The sequence below is a fragment of the Blautia ammoniilytica genome (assembly GCF_025566965.1).
GTDB classification, from domain to species: domain Bacteria; phylum Bacillota; class Clostridia; order Lachnospirales; family Lachnospiraceae; genus Blautia_A; species Blautia_A ammoniilytica.
On the sequence record NZ_JAOQJL010000044.1, the window covers coordinates 1 to 20,591 of the forward strand.

At 40.3% G+C, this 20,591-nt stretch carries 21 protein-coding genes and 3 pseudogenes; all 24 read right to left on the reverse strand.

The window, feature by feature from the left end; all coding sequences use genetic code 11:
* Positions 1-615 (reverse strand): ParB N-terminal domain-containing protein (locus OCV61_RS16090; protein WP_158422668.1); only part of this gene is annotated, 615 nt, incomplete at its 3' end.
* A pseudogene (locus OCV61_RS16095) lies at positions 605-1,342 on the reverse strand (ParA family protein); the annotation flags it as partial. The pseudogene OCV61_RS16095 and the gene OCV61_RS16090, both read right to left, overlap by 11 nt.
* A gap of 129 nt (positions 1,343-1,471) precedes the next feature.
* Entirely contained in the window at positions 1,472-2,491 is a 1,020-nt protein-coding gene (locus OCV61_RS16100; RefSeq protein ID WP_158422670.1) for a tyrosine-type recombinase/integrase, read from the reverse strand.
* A pseudogene (locus OCV61_RS16105) lies at positions 2,478-3,464 on the reverse strand (tyrosine-type recombinase/integrase). The gene OCV61_RS16100 and the pseudogene OCV61_RS16105 overlap by 14 nt, the downstream one beginning before the upstream one ends.
* Positions 3,454-4,665: a site-specific integrase gene (locus OCV61_RS16110; protein WP_158422671.1), complete on the reverse strand. Its 1,212-nt coding sequence runs from the start codon at positions 4,663-4,665 to the stop codon at positions 3,454-3,456. Before OCV61_RS16110 ends, OCV61_RS16105 begins: the two are co-directional and overlap by 11 nt.
* A gap of 202 nt (positions 4,666-4,867) precedes the next feature.
* Positions 4,868-5,095: a DUF6462 family protein gene (locus OCV61_RS16115; RefSeq protein WP_004843802.1), complete on the reverse strand. Its 228-nt coding sequence runs from the start codon at positions 5,093-5,095 to the stop codon at positions 4,868-4,870.
* Positions 5,096-5,189: 94 nt separating this feature from the next.
* Positions 5,190-5,258 carry a DUF6462 family protein gene (locus tag OCV61_RS18860; protein WP_288219176.1) on the reverse strand — a complete coding sequence of 23 codons (69 nt, stop codon included), beginning with the start codon at positions 5,256-5,258 and terminating at the stop codon, positions 5,190-5,192.
* 465 nt (positions 5,259-5,723) lie between these two features.
* Positions 5,724-6,191, reverse strand: a pseudogene (gene metG / locus OCV61_RS16120) (methionine--tRNA ligase subunit beta); the annotation flags it as partial.
* Between the two features lie 170 nt (positions 6,192-6,361).
* On the reverse strand, positions 6,362-7,597 hold the full coding sequence (locus OCV61_RS16125; protein ID WP_055282084.1) for a tyrosine-type recombinase/integrase: 1,236 nt from the start codon (positions 7,595-7,597) through the stop codon (positions 6,362-6,364).
* Positions 7,598-7,632: 35 nt separating this feature from the next.
* A complete protein-coding gene (locus OCV61_RS16130) occupies positions 7,633-7,803 on the reverse strand; it encodes a hypothetical protein (protein ID WP_172677201.1) in 171 nt (56 codons plus the stop codon).
* Positions 7,804-7,893: 90 nt separating this feature from the next.
* Positions 7,894-8,103, reverse strand: a complete 210-nt coding sequence (locus OCV61_RS16135) for a DUF6462 family protein (RefSeq protein WP_005609464.1) — start codon at positions 8,101-8,103, stop codon at positions 7,894-7,896.
* 90 nt (positions 8,104-8,193) lie between these two features.
* On the reverse strand, positions 8,194-8,562 hold the full coding sequence (locus tag OCV61_RS16140) for a hypothetical protein (protein WP_015526702.1): 369 nt from the start codon (positions 8,560-8,562) through the stop codon (positions 8,194-8,196).
* A 12-nt stretch (positions 8,563-8,574) separates the two neighbouring features.
* Positions 8,575-8,814: a hypothetical protein gene (locus tag OCV61_RS16145; RefSeq protein ID WP_055282085.1), complete on the reverse strand. Its 240-nt coding sequence runs from the start codon at positions 8,812-8,814 to the stop codon at positions 8,575-8,577.
* Between the two features lie 193 nt (positions 8,815-9,007).
* Entirely contained in the window at positions 9,008-10,882 is a 1,875-nt protein-coding gene (locus tag OCV61_RS16150) for an AAA family ATPase (protein ID WP_055282228.1), read from the reverse strand.
* Positions 10,883-10,920: 38 nt separating this feature from the next.
* Entirely contained in the window at positions 10,921-12,648 is a 1,728-nt protein-coding gene (mobQ, locus tag OCV61_RS16155; RefSeq protein ID WP_148872499.1) for a MobQ family relaxase, read from the reverse strand.
* Positions 12,648-13,013 carry a DUF3847 domain-containing protein gene (locus OCV61_RS16160; protein ID WP_055282090.1) on the reverse strand — a complete coding sequence of 122 codons (366 nt, stop codon included), beginning with the start codon at positions 13,011-13,013 and terminating at the stop codon, positions 12,648-12,650. Before OCV61_RS16160 ends, mobQ begins: the two co-directional genes overlap by 1 nt.
* Positions 13,014-13,349: 336 nt before the next feature.
* A complete protein-coding gene (locus tag OCV61_RS16165; RefSeq protein ID WP_055282092.1) occupies positions 13,350-13,550 on the reverse strand; it encodes a helix-turn-helix domain-containing protein in 201 nt (66 codons plus the stop codon).
* A gap of 41 nt (positions 13,551-13,591) precedes the next feature.
* Positions 13,592-14,002, reverse strand: a complete 411-nt coding sequence (locus OCV61_RS16170) for a single-stranded DNA-binding protein (RefSeq protein WP_148872503.1) — start codon at positions 14,000-14,002, stop codon at positions 13,592-13,594.
* 692 nt (positions 14,003-14,694) lie between these two features.
* Positions 14,695-15,225: a type IIL restriction-modification enzyme MmeI gene (locus tag OCV61_RS16175; RefSeq protein WP_055282097.1), complete on the reverse strand. Its 531-nt coding sequence runs from the start codon at positions 15,223-15,225 to the stop codon at positions 14,695-14,697.
* Between the two features lie 171 nt (positions 15,226-15,396).
* Entirely contained in the window at positions 15,397-15,894 is a 498-nt protein-coding gene (locus tag OCV61_RS16180; protein ID WP_055282100.1) for a hypothetical protein, read from the reverse strand.
* Between the two features lie 4 nt (positions 15,895-15,898).
* Positions 15,899-16,945, reverse strand: a complete 1,047-nt coding sequence (locus tag OCV61_RS16185; RefSeq protein ID WP_055282102.1) for a sensor histidine kinase — start codon at positions 16,943-16,945, stop codon at positions 15,899-15,901.
* Positions 16,942-17,625 (reverse strand): response regulator transcription factor, encoded by a 684-nt coding sequence (locus OCV61_RS16190; protein ID WP_226838039.1) that lies wholly within the window; start codon positions 17,623-17,625, stop codon positions 16,942-16,944. Before OCV61_RS16190 ends, OCV61_RS16185 begins: the two co-directional genes overlap by 4 nt.
* Positions 17,626-17,653: 28 nt before the next feature.
* Positions 17,654-19,804 (reverse strand): ABC transporter permease, encoded by a 2,151-nt coding sequence (locus tag OCV61_RS16195; protein WP_055282104.1) that lies wholly within the window; start codon positions 19,802-19,804, stop codon positions 17,654-17,656.
* Positions 19,794-20,576 (reverse strand): ABC transporter ATP-binding protein, encoded by a 783-nt coding sequence (locus tag OCV61_RS16200; RefSeq protein ID WP_055282106.1) that lies wholly within the window; start codon positions 20,574-20,576, stop codon positions 19,794-19,796. The genes OCV61_RS16195 and OCV61_RS16200 overlap by 11 nt, the downstream gene beginning before the upstream one ends.
* Between the last annotated feature and the right edge of the window lie 15 nt (positions 20,577-20,591).

Consider the following 20,591-nt stretch of genomic DNA (forward strand, 5'->3'; position numbering starts at 1 on the left):
AAACACCGCCCTTCTGATATTTATTATATCAGAAAAGCGGTTCCAATAATAGCAAAACCCTGCAAAAGCAGGGCTTTGTCTACAGTCTGAAAGGTGGACATCATGTCCACCTTTGTCAGAACCACATTCCAGCTCCTTAAGTTCCGTTATGATTTCATCTCTTTTTCGCTGATATAGAACCTTGTCATATCGCTCTGCAAGTACCGCCGCCTTCTCAGAAACCGACAAATCAGTAAATGAGCGTTGCATCAAGTTTGTCTCGATAACATAGACATACGCTTCATCATCCGGTAGATTCTCTTTCACTATGGCTGGTATTTCCTTAAGTCCAGCAAGCTTCCCTGCGTTTTGTCTGTTATGTCCTGCCAGCATTTCATATCCATAATGCATCTTTCTGACAATTACCGGTGTAAGAATTCCATGTTCCTTTATGCTCTCAACCATGTCGCTGAGTCTTTCTCCTTCATACAGATGAAATGGATGGTGTCTAATAGGTTTAATTGCATCAATATCTAACATTTCCACACAGTTGGCACCAGACACTTCTGACTTCCCACCACCAATCAGATCCACAGCATCAGCAAATATTTTTCTTTTTGGTTCATTAGTCTTCATTTCTCACCAACTCCTTTGCTAAATCCTCATAGGCACAACAAGCCTTGCTTTCAGGTGCGTATTCCAAAAGTGGTTCACTGTAATAAACGGCTTCTCCAACCTTCACGGTATTTGGAATCTTGCTTTCAAATATCTTTATCTGACCTTCAAAAGTTTCCATCACCTGCTCTGTAATCACCTTGCAGAGATTTGTCCTGGCATCACACATCGTAAGCAAAATGCCTTCCACCTCCAGTTTGGGATTAATTCGACTCTTTATCTTCTTCACCGTTTTCAAAAAATCCTGTAATCCCATCATTGCCAGAAGCTGAGGATTTACTGTGATAATCACACCATCTGCTGCAGCCAATGCATTTATGGTTAAAGCACCAAGAGCCGGACAAGTATCAATAATAATCGCATCATACCTATCCTTCAGTGATTCAAGAATATTGGAAAGCATTTTCTCTGCTCCCATCTCCAATCGAAGCTTGGAATCCACTACCGAAAGCACCATAGACGAAGGAATAAAATCCACACCATTTCTACTCTGAATGTATTCTTCCGGAGCCGGCATTTCTTCATCTTCAATCTGATTCATCATCAAATGTCCTATGGTAATCGGTACCGCAGCTGTATCTTCAATCCCAAAACAAGTACTCATATTTGCCTGACTGTCGAAATCGACAGCCAGAACCTTTTTGCCAAGCTTAGCCAAAGAATATGCCAGATTATGGCTTGATACGGACTTTCCAACATTATGCGAAGCTTCACATAAAGTCGGTTATGCATAGTAGGTAATTATGGAAAGTTGGAGAACAGAAACCTGATATATTCAGCATTTCTTTCTCCAATTACTTTGCATAATTAGGTGTTGCTATTTACCGAAGTTTTTGAGCCAATTAAGAAGATCATTATCTTCCTGCCATGATGGCATTTCTCCGTCTGAAGGACTTTGATAAGCATTTTCAAGAGCTTCACGTTTCATTTTTTCGTCTGCTCTGGCGTAAACTTCCGTGGTTGATACATCCGAATGTCCAAGCAGATCTCGGATATAGATAAGGTTTATCCCTGACTGGAGCAGGTGCATTGCCTTTGAATGGCGCAAACAGTGTGGAGTCAATTTGGGATCAACATCTTCATGTCCGGAAAGATATGCCTGTTCAGCATATTTTTGAAGGATGTAGGTAATCCCGGCACGAGTCATTTTCTTACCTGACCTGTTGGTAAATAAAGGATGGTTTCGGTAGAGTGCAGTATCCAGATGATTCTCAGCTATATATTGTCTGATAAGCTGTCCTGTAGGCGCCATTACAGGTACGATCCTGCTTTTATCACCTTTTCCGGTTACTTTCACGGTTACAGTATCCGCAAGTGTGATATCACAAACCCTTAAATCAACCAGTTCCTGTACACGGCATCCTGTATCATACATAAGCGTCAGCAAAACACTATCACGACGACCGGAGAGAGACATAACGTCTGGTTGTTCCAGAAGTGCCTTTGTCCCTTCAAGAGACAGATATTTTATCAAAGGCTGTTCCACTTTTTTCATGGGTATGCTGAGGATCTGCTGGCACTGTTCTATTTTTTCAGGGCATTCAATGATGAGAAAACGAAAAAAAGAATGTATTGCCGCCAGACGCTGATTTCGGGTAGCCGGTTTACAGTTACGTGTTTCTTCAAGCCAGTTCAAAAAGCGGTTTATCAGTTCACGGTCTAAAAGCTGAAGCTTTACTTTATCAGGTTGTATACTTTCCTGTTCTTTACAATAAATAAGCAAAAGAGAAAACGTGTCCCTGTAAGACAATTGTGTGTTTGCTTTTATCCCCCTCTGCGAAGGGAGGTATGTGGTCAAAAATCTTGTAAGGTAAAAACCAAAATCATATTTCTTCATTTTGCACCTCCGGAATCACAAAAGCACATTTTTCCTCTATTGTACTTAATAATTCAGGATAAACTTCAGCAGTGAGCCGAAGATATCGGGAAGTAGCACTGACAGATTTATGGCCTATATATGCGGAAAGCATAGGAAGCATCGCAGTGAGATCGTTTCCTCCGGTTACCCATTTTTGCAGCACGTGTACTGCGAAGGTATGACGCAGATCGTGGAGTCTTGGTCCCTGACCTTTTCCACCATGGGAAATCCCCATCACTTTAAGATAAACACGGAATTTCCCATAGATCGTATTCGGGCTGAGCATTGTATGATCCGGTGCCATGAAGAAATAATCTGTATCTTTGTCTCACCAGATTTTATCCGCATATTTTTGACAGACCTGTGTAAGGGATTCAGACATGGGGATCAGACGATCCCTATCCATCTTGGCTCCTTTTATTGTCAGGATACCATCTGTAAGATTTACATCCTTTACCTGCAGCTTTAGAGCTTCGGAAACACGTAATCCACATCCATACAGCATCCTGAAAATAACAGGCAGACAGTTTTGTATGTTTCTTCTGTCATCACAAAATTTAGTGTTATCAGCAGCTGCAAACAATGCAATTATCTGCTCATGCTTAAAAATATATGGAACAAAGGAGGCAGTCCACATACCACGTTGTTCAGGTAAAAAATATACCTCATAGCCAAGAGTGTACAGGTATTCACCAAACTGTCTCACACATGTCAGTCTGTGGGCACGGCTTTTGCCTGCCTCCCCTGCTCGGGGAGCTATCCAATCCTCTGCGAGTTCTTTGGTGATACAGACTTCCGTCAGATCATAATCGTTGCTGAATCTGCAAAAACGGGACATTACTTTCTCCTCGGATTGATATTTAAATCCAAGATTTCTTTTGAAAGATATGAAATTTTCTGCAAGTTCTTTAAATATGCCGCTCATTTCAGGTGCTTTATGCTCAGTTTTCATAACCGGATACCTCCAATGCACAGTTTCTAAGCTGTTCAAGATCAACCCTTAGATAAGCCATGGTGATTTCAGTACTTGAATGTCCAAGGATTTCGGAAATGACCGGAAGAGGAATTCTGTTTTCCAGAAGTCTTCCTGCCAGACTATGTCTCAGTGCATGCGCACCGTAATGACGCCCTTCCGTTTTAATTCCAGCCTTTAAAAGATGCCTGTGGACAGTAGAGCCGACAGCAGATGCTGTAAATTCATGTATAGGTGCCCTGTGTCTGACAAAAATATGATCCGAATTACAAGTCGAACGACCGTATTTCATGTATTCGATAATGGACTCACCTACATCTTTCAGAAGAGGCAGTTCTATTTGCTTTTTTGTCTTAATCTGATAGAAACTGATTTTATTTGTTTCCCAGTTAATGTTTTCAAAACGCAGATTTGCCACATCACTAGCTCTTAATCCGAGCCTTGCAATTAACAGGATAATTGCATAATCCCGCTTACCGCCGGGATTGCCGAGATCAATCCCCGCTAAAGTTTTTGAGACTTCTTCTGCTGTATAAACAGAAGGAAGTGTGCTGTTTTTGTTGTAATGAATGCAGGGGATCCTCTTATAGGTATCCTTGTCATAAAAACCATTTTTAAAGGAATATTCCAGAAAAAGTTTTACTGCTCTAAGTGTTGCAGCTGCAGTCGGTTTTGAAAAACAGGATAACGCTGCGATAAAATCATAAATTACAGAAATAGTGATTTTTTCAAATGAGCAGCACCCCTTTCCTTCCAAGAAATCAAAAAATCTTTCCAGATAAAGCTGTGTTCGTAGAATACTGTCTTCCTTGATGTTTATGCTCCTACGATATTTGTTGTAGCCTTCTACTGCCGGAAGAAAGACTTCCGGGAACTGGTATTCACGCTTACGTTCTTTGATCATAACGGAATTGTTAAGCTTAAAATCTGAAAGCATTTCCATGAATCTTAAAAAACATGGTTTCTTATTTCGAATGTCACTTGAAAGATGGTAGTGGTCTTCAAGAAATGACAACGCAAGATCCATGAAAAAATAGATTTCATTTTTTCCTGCAGCATAAGTTTTTAACTGATTTGTGATGCACTTAAAGGAGTACACAGTTCCTTTGGAATATTTTGCAGCAACAAGCCAGTCATAGGTCTGTTGGATGTGTTCGTCCAGTGTTTGTTGTTCTTCCATAATTACCTCCATAATATTTATTGACCGTGGTCTATAATAATCATGAAGTTTTATGCAAAGTTGTACAATCATAAAATGGCAGATTTATGGGATGTGCGGCTATGAACTTTTCATAATGACTTACTTTCCATAACCGACTCCGCCTTTCTGGTTTGTAATGGATATCACTTTACACATATGTTGTTCCTCCTGTATTCTTTCATCAAAATTCTTCATCACGGAATGCTTCCAGATATTCATCAATAAGATCCAGATTAACTAACACGATTCGTTTGACATGGTATACTGCTCTGGCATCTTTCGCTAACTGTTGAAATGTATGAACCCCCATGGAGTAAAGCATTGCGCCTTCTTCATAACGGACAAATTTCTTACGTCCTCCTTTGACAAGCTTTTCCAAATCCGGAACCTTGCTTCGATTATTTCCCATAACGCTTCCCCTTTCTCTTCTTTAATTCTGATACAACCTCAGGATTGTCTTCCAAAAAATCATCCAGAATATTCAGATCAACAATATCTGTCTTTCAAATCGGATAATTTGCTTCTGCTCTTTTTGCCAGTCTGACAAAAGGCCAATAGGACATCCTATAAATCTATGCTCCCTGTGTGTAATTTACAAATCTGCGTTTCTTTCCTTCCAGATATTTTTCCAAGTCAGGTGTTTTTCGTTTTTTCATGGCTTCCTCATTGTTTCCAGAAATTTATTTGGCAGGTACATGAAAGGATGTATTTTCTGCATATCATCAAAATGAATAATTGCATGCCTGACAACAAAAAAAGGACACCTTCCATTGGTATTTCTACCAAAAGAGAAGTGTCCCTTTATACACCTTATTTTTGAAAAATGCTCCTCAAAAATAATCAATATTTTACTTGTAAACAAATAAGTCAAACAGTTAAGAATCCATAGAGCTCCTTATTCTGTTTCCTTATAATCCATACATCATTATTTCAATCTATACAGCTCCAGGCCGTTTCATGTAGCTCCATGTCAATCCGTGGAACCACTTTTCCTGATTGGACGTCTATGACTACCAAACCGAACTCTTTTTTCTGGATTAGTACAGCTTTGCACCTGCCGGGATTCTGTCATTTACCATCAGAAGGTTCAGTCCTTCGTGACCGTCTTCCTCGTGTACTGCTGAGATCAGCATACCTTCGGAATCAACGCCCATCATCTTTCTCGGCGGAAGATTTACTATGGCAATACAAGTCTTACCAACCAGTTCTTCCGGCTCGTAATACTCATGAATACCGCTTAAGATCACGCGATCCTTGCGCTCTCCATCATCCAGTGTGAACTTCAGAAGCTTCTTGGATTTCGGCACTGCCTCACAAGCTAAAATCTTAACTGCACGGAAATCAGATTTTGCAAATGTATCGAAATCAACCATTTCTTCAAAGATCGGCTCGATCTTTACGTTGGAGAAATCAATCTTCTCAACAGCTTTTTCTGCAGCTGCAGGAGCTGCTTCGGAAGTCTTATTTGCCTTCTTGTCAGCGTCTAATGACTTCATTGTCGGGAATTTTTTTGATTTTTCTTCATTACCCTTCGTGATGCTTCGCTGTGCTATTTCTATTAAATTGTCTTCTCTTCATCACCATTCATGATGAATCATTGTCAAATCATATCTGTTGTCAATTTGATGTCATTTGGTTATTTCTGTTGTCAGATGAAAGGGTTCATAAGCCCTTCTTAAAATACATCCATTGTTGCAGCCAAATGTTCAAATGTTTCCTGTTTTTTCTCCTCTGTCGCTTCTGCATAGATATCCATAGTGGTCTGAATATCCTTATGCCCCATGATCGACTGGATTATTTTCAGGTTTGTTTCTCTTTCACAAAGCCTTGTGCAAAATGTGTGTCTCAAGCTGTGCGCTGAAAAATCCGGCAACAGCACCGGCTCCCGATGCTCTTTTTTTGCCTCTATTTCTTCTGTTGCGTTATAAGCAGATGAGATTCTCTTGATTGCTCGATTGACTGACTGGGCATTCATTATATTTCCATAACGGTTACAGAAAACAAAGCCTGTCATTCCGTCAATCTCTGCATCTGTCCAGCCATTTTCTTTCTGCTCTTCCCAGATCATTTCAAAAGCATCTTTCACTGTATCCAACATGGGAATCGTACGCATTCCGGCTTCTGTTTTCGGCGTCGAAATGTGATTTTCCGATGCCCGGTCTTCTCCTACCGGATAATACGTCAGATTATGATTGATGCTGATAATCCGCTTCTCGTAATCAATGTCTTCCCATCGAAGCCCTAAAACTTCTCCAATCCGGCACCCGGTTCCAAGAAAAATCGTAAAAATCGGCCACCAGTGAAAATAAATCGGATGCGCAGCAATATATTCCATAAATGCTCTCTGCTGTGGAATTGTCAGTGCATGTCTCACACCGGTCTTCATGCCTAAGTTTTTCTTTAATTCTGCCATGACTCCATCCGTAGGATTTTTTCTGATAATGTCATCCCTTACAGCCAGTTGAAAAGTTGGATGCAATAACGTATGAATGGTTTCCAATGTGTTAATCTTCAGTTCCTGCTTCTTGGTCAAATGATTATAGAACTGCACCACATCAGAATACTTAATCTCTGCTATATTCCGCTTTCCAAATGTATCCCGGATAAATCGGTCATACATATAAAGATAATTACTCTTGGTCGTTGGTTTCAGATTGTTTTTGAGACTCATGTAGCGGTCAAATACAAAATTTACTGTAGCCTTTCCGGCAACATAAATATCCAGACCGTCCATCTGGTCTTTCATGAGCTGTGCTTCTTTTTCTCGAAGCGTTACAAGGTCTTGTGCATAAACATACTTACGTCTTCCAAGGGGATCTGTATAAGTATATACATACCTCTCATCGGAACGTCTCTGTGATTCACCTTTCCGCAAGACTCTGCCTCGCAGATCTTTTCTTGTCTGTGCCATATAAAATCCTCCTTCAATAAAGGAAGGACTTCATGTTATTCAGGTCTGTTCAAAATTCTTTCCAGTCCCTGCAGGACAACTTCTGTCACAGTCATTTTGTGCTTTCCGGCATAATCGCAGATACGCTTATACATAGAATCTTCCACCCGGATACTCAATACTTTCTTTTTTACATTTTCCGACTTTGGTCTTCCTGTCTTCGCCATATCTGTTCTTATTCCTCCACATCTTCATTATAGTTTTCGTATGACAAAAAGTCAATCCCTGTTTTTCGTCCTTCCACAATTTTTTCTTCCCTACGCAATCCGGAATGTCTCCAGATACTTTTCAAATATCTCACAGTTTACAAGGGCAACCTTGTCAATCTTATACACTGCTTTGGCTTCTTTCGCCAGCTCCTGGAATTTCGTCAGCCCAATGCTGTAAAGCTCTGCCCCTTCCTGATAACGGACGAATTTCTTTGCTATTTTCTTTGTTTTCTCTACATCTTTACGTGCATATCCCATACACCGCACCTCCTTTTCTGCATGAAAAAAGCAGCTAACCTATTTTTCATAGACTAACTGCTCGTGTTAAGTTCCATATTCAGTTTTATTCTACAAATCCGACAGTGAAATTCGGTCGTATGCGCCATTTTTCTTATCTTCCGGGTGTGGCTCCAATCCAATAATTGTAATATCTTTCTGGTCTGGTCCATAAACCCAGTACATTCTCATTGCGCCACTGGTTTTATTTTCCAGATAAGATTGCCACACTTTCATTCCGTAACGTCTGGATAATGGCTCTATTTCATGGGTTTGAAGACTCGGATAACCCGGATCAGCCGACAACAGCTTTAAAGCCTTTCCCCATTTTTTATACAACTGTTCTTCCTTCTTTTTTATATTACCGGAACGATATTTCTCCTGCAGATCTAACCAAAGTTCCTGCATTTCAGGAATTCCCATTCGTATATTAAAATTCATCTCTCATTCCTTTTAAAAATCTGACAGGTCAATAGCCTGGGAAACATCGCCTCTTTTAAAATTGCTTACTGCACGATCCATATCTGCCAGAGTTCTGGCTGAAATGCACTCTGGCACTGCCAGTTCCCGAGGTTCCAGAATAATGCAGCCATTTCCATATTCTTTTACATTATAATACTGATAAGCAGCTCCTCTGAGAGTAATTCTTTTTTTGTTATCCAGATGGGCAACATAATCTTTCATTGCTTCCATTATCAACACCTCCTACGCAAGCATTTGTGTGGGAAATCCCACCTCTTATTATTATAATACGCTTTTCTATATTATCTGTCAATCTACTTTTACTTACTCCTGATACTTGAAAGTATTCATGCACCGGCAGACGGCAGGTGGCAGATAGGGTATCTATAAAAATCTGTATTTGCTTCGATGACTCTGCCACCCATCATTCTTTTAATCGAATACTATTCTCCTGCTTTTCATTTACTTGGTACTCCAACTCATTCTTCATTCGGCTTCTCACATCACGCATTGTCCTCCCGGATATTCCCTGCTCCTTTGCCTTTTCGTCTAATTCCCTGATTGAAATTTCTTTTTTATCAGCAAGCAGTTCCCTGATCAATTTTCTCCCTCGCTCCAGCTTTGTTTCTGTTGCTTTTCCTTCTTTTCCATCTAACAATTCATCTGCGGAAATCTCATAAGCTCCCACCCATCGAAATCCTTCTTCGTCTCCCAGTTTAAATGCCATTGTCTCCCCTGGTGGCGCTAGCGAGCTTTTTTCATGAATCAACACCCTTGTGGTTGGATCTTTTCTTACTTTTCCGATGAAAATCAAGCTTCGCACTGCTGCCATAATATCAATAGAACCAAGTCCTCGATAAGTGCTCTGTGTTCCGGAAGATTTATTCAGATGTCCGATCAGCACAATGGCACATCCGGTCTTCTCGGCAATCATTCCCAGTTTTCGGAACACCGGACGCACTTCATTTGCCCGGTTCATATCCACATCTGCTCCAATAAATGCCTGTACCGGATCAATGATTACAAGCCGCACTCGATTCTGTCTGACTGCTTTTTCAATTCGATCATCAGATAGGGTTAATGCTTCTTCCGTATCATCAATTACCATAACCCGGCTCAGATCTGCTCCTGCTTCTATCAGTCTTGGCTTGATAGTGTCACCCATACCGTCCTCTGCTGTCTGATAAATTACATTGAACGGTTCAATATCTTCCATATTAGGAAATAACTTTCGATTGGTACAAGCTGCCGTCAGCATCATTGCAAAATAAGTTTTTCCTTCTCCCGGATTGCCCTGAATGATTGTCAGTTTTCCAAATGGAATATAAGGAAACCACAACCACTCCACACTGGTCTGCTTAATATCTTCATAACATAACATCGGCACCAGTTCTTCTGCTTCTGGTACTTTTATTGTGATTGTTTCTGCGATTGCTTTCTTTCTGTCAGTATTTTTATCACAGAGGATTTCATTCCAGTCTTTTCGCGATGGTTTCAGACGAATTACACTGTATCCTTCTGAGATTTCTCCTGCCAGTTTCTCACAAGCCTCATTCCCTGCCTGGTCATTATCCAGGCACAGGAAAACAGAAGTAATCTGAGGGCGTTCAGAAAGAAAGGTCATCAGTGCCACACTGGAGACTCCACCCAGACTCAGGTAGCTGCGTTTCTTCCAGTCTTTGGGAAACAACTGAATAAAAGAGAGCAGATCAATGGCTGCTTCAAACACAAACAACTGATTATCCGTTCCTCTGTGGCAAAATCCAAAAGCTTTATCAGAACCGGCTACATCTCCACGATATTTCATTTCACCAGTTCCACGGCAATGTGCATATCTTGGAATACCATCTGCATCTCTGCCGATAAATACAACATTATGATGCTTCTTTTCTTCGTAAATATCTCCTCTGACAATCCATTCCATCACCAGATTTTTCTCAAGCTCTCTGCTTTCTGTCAGATACTTTACAATCATTTCATTATCTTTATTTTTCTCCGGTAATCGGAAGTCTTTTGACGGGGCGGGGCAGGACTTCTGCCTGCCTTCGCCTTCTTCCCCGATCAGCATTTTCACTGCTTCCGGGAATGTTGCATAATAAAATTCCATTACAAAATCTACCGGATAACCTCCTTTACTCTGACTATGCCGATACCATCGGTTTCCGGATATCGTTACACTGTCATGCTTTTTCCAACGGTATTCTCTGCCACTTTTTACCAACTGTTCTCCCTGTTCGTTCAGGAAAGAAACAAGATCGGTCTGGTTTGCTCTTGCAATCTGTTCTTCTGTATACTGCATTTTCATCATCCTTTCCTATCTGTCCTGTTGACAGACTGTTATAAACTCATCTCATGGTTCCGTTTTTCCCTCACTGCCTGTTGTTTTGCATCACGCTCTGCACACTCTTTCTTCTTTTCATCCAATTTTCTCAGAAGAGAAGTCTTCTTTTCTGGCTTCTTCTCCTGCTGATTCACCGGCTGTTGCTCTGCTTTACCGCTTTCTTCAAAAATATCTTCCGTCTGAGCTGCGTGAAATGCTGGGAACTTTGTCTGCTTCTCGCTTTTTTCTTCTGAACGCCCGGAAGTATCTGCTTCTGCCATTTCCCGGTCACGTCTGGCAATATCTGCACAGGTCTGTACTTTTTTCACAAAAGCCAACTCATCTTGATATGGCTGCTTATCTGCTTTCAGCTCTTCGATCGCTGTCCGGAGTTCTTCTTTTTCCCGTTTCCATCTGGCAGTTGGCACTTTTCCATTTTTATCCAGATGCTGTTTCAGCTCCCGTTCACATTTGCGATAGTAATTGATTTCTTTCTTATGCTGCTGGTAATATTTCTCCCTTCTTTTCTGAAAATAGAAACGGTTATATTCATCAATCAATGGCTGGTTTATCTTTATTACTTCTGCCATCTTTTGTAGATTTTCCAGTTTCTTTAACTGATCTCGCTTTTCGGAAATCTCTTTTTTACTGACTGATACAACACCATTCAGTTCATCAATCCGTTCCTTCAAGTCATCCATTGTCTCTATCTGATGTGTCTGAAGATAATTGATAGACTTTGCAAACTCCTGTAAGTTGGAGAGATTCTTCCCTCTCCGTTTCATCTCCGCATAGAAATTTGGGAGCGGTAGTCTGCCCTGTGTCTTTTTATCATAATAATCTTGCAGGCTTTCCAGAAGTGTAGGGTTCTGTCTGCGATCCAGTTCTACCTTCATTTCTTCATAAGCTGTCTTCATCCACTGAATGGATTCTTTCAAAGAAATAAACATCTGATTGAACTGTCGAATAGCTCTGTTCAGTTCCCCGATGATTGTTTTAATCCCCTTTTTCTCCATCGCCCGAACTTCATATCCCTCATGTATGGTCGGAATCAAGTCAATTCCCTGCTCTTTGTAAGAACGGTGATCAATTCTGGCTGCCATGTGGCACTCCCGGAATTTTTCATTTACTTTCTCCGTCCACGCTCTTCTCCATTCCTTTAAAAGCTCCGGATCATTCCACCCGGTAGTGGAAACAGCATTGAATATATCCTTCCCTTTAGCATCTTTTATCCGGTTTCCATCTTCATCCAGAACATATTCCCGTTTCTGCTTGTTGCCCCATCTTCCATCTTCTGTAAAAGGACGGATTGGAGCAAGTACATGAAAATGTGGATTATCTGGTTCATCCTCATTCTTTGATTTTCCCTCATGAACTGCCAGATCTACAATCATGCCATGTGCTACGAACTGCTCCCGGCAAAACGCTCTTGCCAGTTCTATATTTTCATCTAGCGTCAGTTCATTTTGCAAAGCAATATCAAAAGAATAAGCTAACTGTGCCCGTTTACTTTTCTCCACCTTTTCTACCTCATTCCAGAGTGTTTCCCGATCAGTCAGACGTTCCGGCACATATTCCGGCGTCAGAATTTCTGTGAAAACTACTCCAGACTTTTTTGTATAGTCATGCGTCTGTCCATAATAATCGTTATAAAGCTTCTGCCCCGAAATATACGCTGCGGAATTAACCACTGTCTGACCTTTTCCTCTGGACACCTGCTTTACCGAAAAATGATACAATGCCATTAACTGTCATCTCCTTTTTCTGCTCTTTCAACTGCTTCTGCAATCTGCTGTTGCTCTTTGTGTAAGGCTGCTATGTAAACCTGTCGCACAATACTCTTGTTGTAACTACTGTTCTGCAACTGTTCCATAACATCCTGAACTTCTTCCTGTTCCAAATCTCTGGATAATGGAAATGCTTTTTCAAACTCTGCTCCTTTAACGATCAATCTGTGGGAACGTTCCTTTCGCTCCACTATCCTTTTCCTCTGTTCAAGAATATTTTTATTGTGGATCGCATGTTCCAGTTCCTTTTTACTTTTTTCCATGTTGGCTCTCAGTTCTTCCAATGACATGGATTCATATTTCGGATTTTTTGCTCTGCTCACTTTCCTGTCCTCCTTTTTCTGTAAACAAAAAGAACCGGTCTTCTCATAAATGCCGATTCCTGGATATAAAAAACAGAGGTCGTTGTTTCACAATAAAGAAATACTGACCTCCGCAATTTTAAAATAGATTAGTTATTACAATAGGATAGGCTTCTTGCCGCAAGGGGAAATTATCCCCTTGTACGAAATCTATGATTTCGCTATATTCCCGGATTGAAATTCTTCAAAGTCAGGAATGGCACCGCAGGTCGCACGATACAGGCAGATGTAATTGCCTGTATAGAAGTGCGCTCTTAGCTTTGCTAAGAGAATTATGCCGTATCCGGCTTGCTATCTTTAATCTGTAAATTCCATCATCTCGTCAATAGTACAATCCATTTTCTTACAAATTTTCTCGACTGTTTCCATTGATACATATTGATTTTTTCCCATCCGGGCAAGGATATTTGCACTAATCCCGGTGAGGTGTTGCATTTCTATTCGCTTCATATTTTTATCAATGAGCTGTTTCCACAATCTGTTATAACTTACACTCATAAATAACCTCCACATTTTTATTAGACAGATTTCTGCTTTTATTAGTCAAACGGATTTTCTCCATCCTTCGCTTCCATAAATCCGTCTTTATCTGTTTTCGGAGTTTCTGATGAATCTGCTCCAGCACCGCTGTCCTTGTTCTGGGCAAATTCATGTTCTTCCACAATCACATCTGTGGTATAAATCGTCTTTCCATCCTTATCCTTATAACTGCCAGTGCTGATGCGACCACCGATCACAATCCGCATTCCCTTGTGAAGATATTTCTGTGCAAACTCTGCACTCTTACCAAATGTTACACACGAAATAAAATCCGCTTCCTGTTCACCATCACGTTTATATTTTCTGTTCACTGCCAGTGTATATCTTGCTACTGCCATATCATTATCTTTTCCGGCATATTTGATCTCCGGATTCTTTGTCAGTCTTCCCATTAAAATCACTCTATTCATAGTTTTTACGTCCTTTCCGGGTATGATACCCTTTAATCATTGTTATTAGTTACTTGTTGCATCAGCGGTCTATTGTGCGTTTCCCTGTCACCTGCAGCCGTCTCAGACTGCCTCTGCCTGCATACACAGGTCACTGATCATAAGGCTTTGATCAACCGCCCATCATCGGGAGTGTCATTATGATTCCGCTTGCTTTCAGAAAAAGAAAGGTCATGGCAGAACTCCTGGTAGGCTTTCAGGGTGCACTTATCAATTGTCAAGGTTCAACAAAGGAACATTCCAAAACGTCCTCTAATTACTAAAGTCAAATGACTTTGCAAGATGCAAAAGATTCGTGATATTTTTTTACATTTTTATCATTTTTTCTTTTACTTTCGTTAGTCCCTTCATATACTCTGTATTGGGAGCGACAAAATCGGACATGATTTTGGGAAATTTTGAAAAATAATTATTCCTCTACCTATAAAGCGTTGGAAATGGTATTTACCAACCCCTTTTTGCAAGTTTTTTGTACATAAATGAAATACTTCTTCGCTAGTTGCATATTCCAGAGAACGTGAGGACATGGATTTTCTTGAAAAATCATTTTTCCACTAATCACATGTGGCAGAATGTATAAAGTCAGATGATTTTGAAAAAAAGCAAAAAAATAGGCACTAACCACTTATGGTTAATGCCCTTTGGGGTAATCATTATTTTTCTTTTGTCAATTTCTGATACATTCTCATTAATTCAGCAACACAGTCTGCTTCTGACATTTTAATGCTAAATCCATAAGCATGCATCACTGCTCTGTTATTTGCTTTATGTGCTTTCAGTAATTCTGTTGGCATTGTCAAAGGATCATAAAGATCTGCAAGATTGCTATCTGTATAAAGTGCTCTAGCATTCAAGATAGCCTGTGCCGTTTTTCTTATCTTTTCCTTTTGATCATTTGTTGGAGAAGGCCAAGGGAAATTATTATAAACAATCATATTAGAATAACTATAATCACTCTTTAGTCGACCACATACTGCTCTGGTCCATGCCATATGAACATTGGACATTAGTATTCCAAACTCGTAACTTGTGGCTGACGGCATTGTAAAAAGTTTATCGCCTGGAATTATTTCTCCTTCAAGATAATCCATCGGAATATATCTTCTGTTTTGCGAAGACACCTTTGGTATTGCAATATATGGCGAATACTGTGCAAGTTCTTTCCGTTGTCTTTCATCAAGCAAAAGTATCAACTTTTCTCCAATCTCTCTGCCGGATTCAGATATATCAAATACAGCTAATTTCTCATATTTTCATCTCACAATTAACCCTATATATTTGCTGTGCGACGTTTTTTTTTCTTTTGCCGTCGAGTGGCAGATGTTTTATACTATGTCACTTTCATAAAGTTCTCTTTATCCTTTATTACTTTTCTGTTTTGTCTGATTTAAAAGCAAGATAACCAAAACAGAAATAGCTATACTGCATAGAATGTATGTCCAATTCAAATATGATAGATTGATTAAATTCTGTGCTGATTGATTTTTAATGAAGTTTGTGTATGATGCGTTACTCTTAATCGCTTCCATAACTCCTAAAACATTTATCGGGCTTAAATTGTATAAGTACGCACCAAATAAATATATCGCTATTTTTTCAACAATGGACGGTATTAAAATAGCCGATGCAGAAAGCCATAATGGACATTGCTTGTGGGATTTCTGTAAATATACTGCCCCCAAAAGATATGGCAATACCGCAAGGCAACAGCCCAAAATGACAATATTCTGATGAAGCCCAAAGAGGGCGAAGAATACACGGATAAAAAGATATGTTCCAAATATAATCAACCAATCAATGAGCAAGCCTTTTATTGGTGTGCGCTCTTTTATTGTTTCGTTTTGTAACTGCATTTCATTACCTCCCAAATGGACGCTCCACTTTCGGGAACGTCAAGGTTACAGTTGTTCCACCGCAAGAATTGTTTTTTAGCTCCACCGTGATAGACAGGTCAGTTGCCATTTTCTGAACAAGGTATAACCCCATACCCGTAGAACGACTAAGGTAACTGCCCGTATCTCCAGTAAACCCCTTGTCGAAAACAAAAGGTAAGTCAGACAACGGTATGCTTGTGCCGTTGTCTTTCATAGATAAAGAAATCTGTTCATTATCCGCACTATCAGCAATGGAAAAGAGAAGTCGAGGAGCAGGATTGTTCCCCGTATATTTCACACTATTGCTGATTATCTGTCCTAAAATGAACATCAAACCTTTTTTGTCAGAAATCACTTGAGCATCGTTTTCGGTATATTCAACAGAAAATCCAGCTTCTTCAAGAAGCGTTAAATTATCTTCAACTGCTTCACGACAAATTTCAAGAATTGAAAGCGGCTCAAAAAAGTAATCCTTATGAGTAGCCCCAAGCCTTGAAAAGTATAGAATTTGTTCTATATCCTGTCGGGTATGGTCGCGTACATACAGCATACGGGTATGAACCAAAGGGGACATTTCATCTTTTCGATTGTCCAGTAGCAAGGTCATAAGGGATAGCGGCTTTTTGATTTCATGTACCCAATTTTCAATGTAGTGTTGATAATCTGTAACTGTAATTTTCTGTTCGTTGATATATTCCTGCTGCGTCCTCAAATGCTGCCCCAATTCACAGATATAAGGGCGTAATACTGCGGGAACAGCTTCACACAGTAAGTATTCGTTGGTATCGTCTGGCTCCAATAGAAAACGCCGAAAAATAGCGTCTGTCTTGTTGCGTTTTCTGATTGATATAGCAAGCGGGATAGCAAGTGTGGCAAATGATACGAAAATGATCAATGCAACATAATTGATAAAATAATCTGGATTAGCCAGCCAGGCAAGGAATATAAAGAATACGTCCAAACAGGCAAGTGTGATAATCCATACACGATTAGAGGAAATATAGGTTAAAAATATTTTTAGCTTCTTCATAATCGCACCTGCTCTTTCAAGCGGTAGCCTTGTCCGCGTACTGTTTCTATCCGTTCTTCAAGACCAAATTCACGGAGCGTTTTCCTCAATCGCGTAAAAGTTACTTGCAGCGCATTTTCGTCAATGCATTCTTCCGTTCCCCAAAGCACGTTGCACAGCTCATGTTTGGTAACAAGATTAGGGCTTTTCTTCAAAAGCGCAAGCAATATTTTTCCCTCATTGGGTGGCATGAGGGAAGAACTCTTCCCCACATAAATTGTAAAGGTGTTTGGGTCAAGTAAAAATCCGTTCCCGTCCAGTAAGCCTTGCCGTATCTGTTCCTCTTTGCGTCGTAATAAATTTTTAATGCGGGCAAGCAGGCGCTCTATATTACACGGCTTTGTTAAGTAGTCATCAGCTCCCAATCCTAATGCGTGAAGTTCGTCCTGCAATTTATCTCTTGCTGTCAATACCAACACTGTTCCAAGCTGCTTTGCTTTTAATTCTTTGCAGATTTCAAAGCCGGAATGAAATGGAAGATTTATGTCGAGTAAAACCAAATCGGGGGAATACTCTGTAATTTCCGGTATTGCGTTTTCAAAATCAAATAACGAGGCTGTTTCATACCCCGACTTTCTCAATAAATCCGTCAGTTCTTCCCGCATATAAACATCATCTTCAACTACCATAATTCGTGCCAATACGACCACCTCCTTTCACGTAAGCCTGTTATGAATTAGGCTTGTAATTTATTTTTCCGATTTCCCGTGTAGCTGTCCGCGCAACAGCCACACCGTAAATTGCCATAATAAGAACGACAGTAAATGCCATAATAATCAACAACGGATAAGATTGCCCGATCCTTGTGCTGTCAGAGTATAAATGCTGCTGCATTGCATAAAGACCAACCGTACCACTTATACAAGCCAACATTAGGGGGAGTAGAAAATACCATAAAACTTGTTTATAAATTGACCGTTTTATCTGTTCTCGCCTCGCACCCAAAATTGAGAGTGTCAAATATCTTGATTTTGTCGATTGCATTTGTGTTAAGAATTGCAAAGCAAGCAATGCACACGCGATAATCAATAGCATAAAGCCCATATATAAAGTCATGTAACTCCCGGAGATAAGATAAAATAGTTGCCGCCCGAAATTATCAAGATAGCTTTCGTAATACAGACCGGACGGCTTCAGCAAATCGCGTGCTTCCATAACGGACAGCATCAGTCCGTTTGCTTCTACAATCTCATTCGGAATACAGAAATTCCAATATACAGAACAGGTGTCCGGGTCTACATAGTTATGATATATCTCGTCGGAAACAATCAATGCGGTTACAATTTTAACATTTTCATCAGCAGTAAGTCCTTTCATCGGTACAGACGGAACAAGTGTAACTGACTTTTTGTCAATGGAAATCAACGCATTACCGCTTGTCTGTGCGTTCTCTGCAATCCTGTCTAACAGAGCAACGGTATCTTCCTGTTCATCTTCTAAAAAGTCCGGGTTGAGGTAAAAAACAGCTTCGTCATTTTCAAGATTTATTTGCTTTTCTCCTGCGGCTTCCAACAGGCGATTATATGATGAAACTGGGAGCATATAAGGAGAAACACTCCCCGTATCAATAAATCCAAGCAGATTAAGGGCTGCGGGTTGATGTGAACCAAATTCGTAACTGGCAGCTTCTTGTGTCGCAGGGTCTATTACACCCTCTGGCAAGTTTTGAACAATCTCTTTTCTTAATACAGACCAGTCAACAAAGGATTTCATTTCCCCGGAAGCAGGACGTTTCATGTTCCCTGTTTCCATACGGTTAAGATTAGCTACATAAACTCGCATTTGGTCGTCGGAAAGGTATTGCTCAACATTCTGTTCTTCGCCCATTACTGTAAAATCATAAACAGCAGAAGTTCTTGTTAATTCATTCCCATGCGACATAATAGTTGCAGAACCATTTGCAATAAACATAATGGTAAGCATCATCAGAATAGACGCAACACTAATTGAAATATATTTATAAACAACATTCTCGTGAAGCTGTCGCAAAGTAAATACATAAAGTCCATTTGTCGCTTTCCGTTTGTTAGAAGCAGCTACTATACTTAAAAGCCGGGCAATGCCTCGGATAAAAAGAATTGTTCCAACAATTCCAAGCAGGACAGCAACAAGCAGCATTACACCACCGCCAGTCATGAAGTGTTCTATGACAACCCAGTATGCAACAAGTAAAACTGCCGTACCAATTACAAGGGATAGCAAACTTCCGTGTGTGCTGCCCGTGTGTTGTTTTTTTCCCATTTCTCCATAAAGCAGTTGGTGGACTTCTTTCTTAAACAATTTTCCGCATAGTATAAACAACGCCACACATTGGATGATTAAAAATCCCAATATCGTAAAGAAAACTGCGCTTAATGAAAAACTTGATTGATGTGCAATAACACCGTGTCCGACTAAACGTGCCGTTGCAAGGCTGATAACTTCGGATAGAAAACCACCGCAGATAAGTCCACCCAAGAGGGCGACAAGTGAAGTGATAAGCCCCTCCGTCATAATTTGCGTAAATAATCGGGTCTTTGTCATACCAAACATCAAATATAATCCTAGTTCCCGGCTGCGACATTCGAGCTGATACTTATTTGCAAATACTACAAGGAAAAATACAAATAATAATGCACAAACATAGACAGTAGGTAAAAGGTTTGTAAGCAGCCGTTCCACGGCATCGCTTTCAAGGCTGCTTAAAAAGCGTATAACGTCCTGCGCTCCGAGAGAAAGCACAATGTAAAATGCCGCTACCGCCGTTACCATTGTCAGAAAGTAAATCAGATTTTCATTGCGGCTACGTTTGGAATTTCTCCATGCAAGGTTAAAGAACATTTGCGCTCCCTCCTCCCATTTGCGCCATTACCTGTAATATGCGCGCATAAAATTCTTCCCGTGTTTCTGTCGGAACTTTGCGACGCAATTCATGGAAAATAACGCCGTCCTGTATGAACAAAATGCGGGAACAGAAACTTGCTGCGTTAGGGTCATGCGTAACCATTAAAATGGTACGTCCTTGCACTTGGTTGACTTCCTGTAATTTTTCCATAAGCAACCGTGCAGCTTTTGTGTCTAATGCGCCTGTCGGCTCATCAGCCAAAATAATATCTGGATTAGAAATCAAACTACGGGCTGCGGCTACACGCTGCTTTTGACCGCCGGACATTTGCGCCGGAAACTTTGAAAGAACATCAGTAATTCCAAGAAATCCGGCTATATCATTTAGGTGCTTTTCGGCTATGGAACTATCTATATTGTGAATGGATAAGGGCAACAGAATATTTTCTCTGCCTGTCAAATTATCAAGCAAAGCAAAGTCTTGAAACAGATAACCAATTCTATTTCCACGGTATTCCGCTAACTTAGCACCGTCAAAGGCACTTATATTCGCCCCGGAGAGCAAAATTTGTCCAGAGGTAGGTTTAATGACCGTAGCAATACAATTTAATAATGTTGTTTTCCCGGAACCGCTGGCTCCCATAATTCCCAAATATTCGCCACTTAGAACATCAAAGGTAATTCCGTTTAGTGCTTTTGTGGGAACGCCCTCTTTGGAATATGCTTTGTGCAGGTCGCGTACTTCTAAAAGTTTTTTTGTATAATCCATTCTTAACACCTCTTT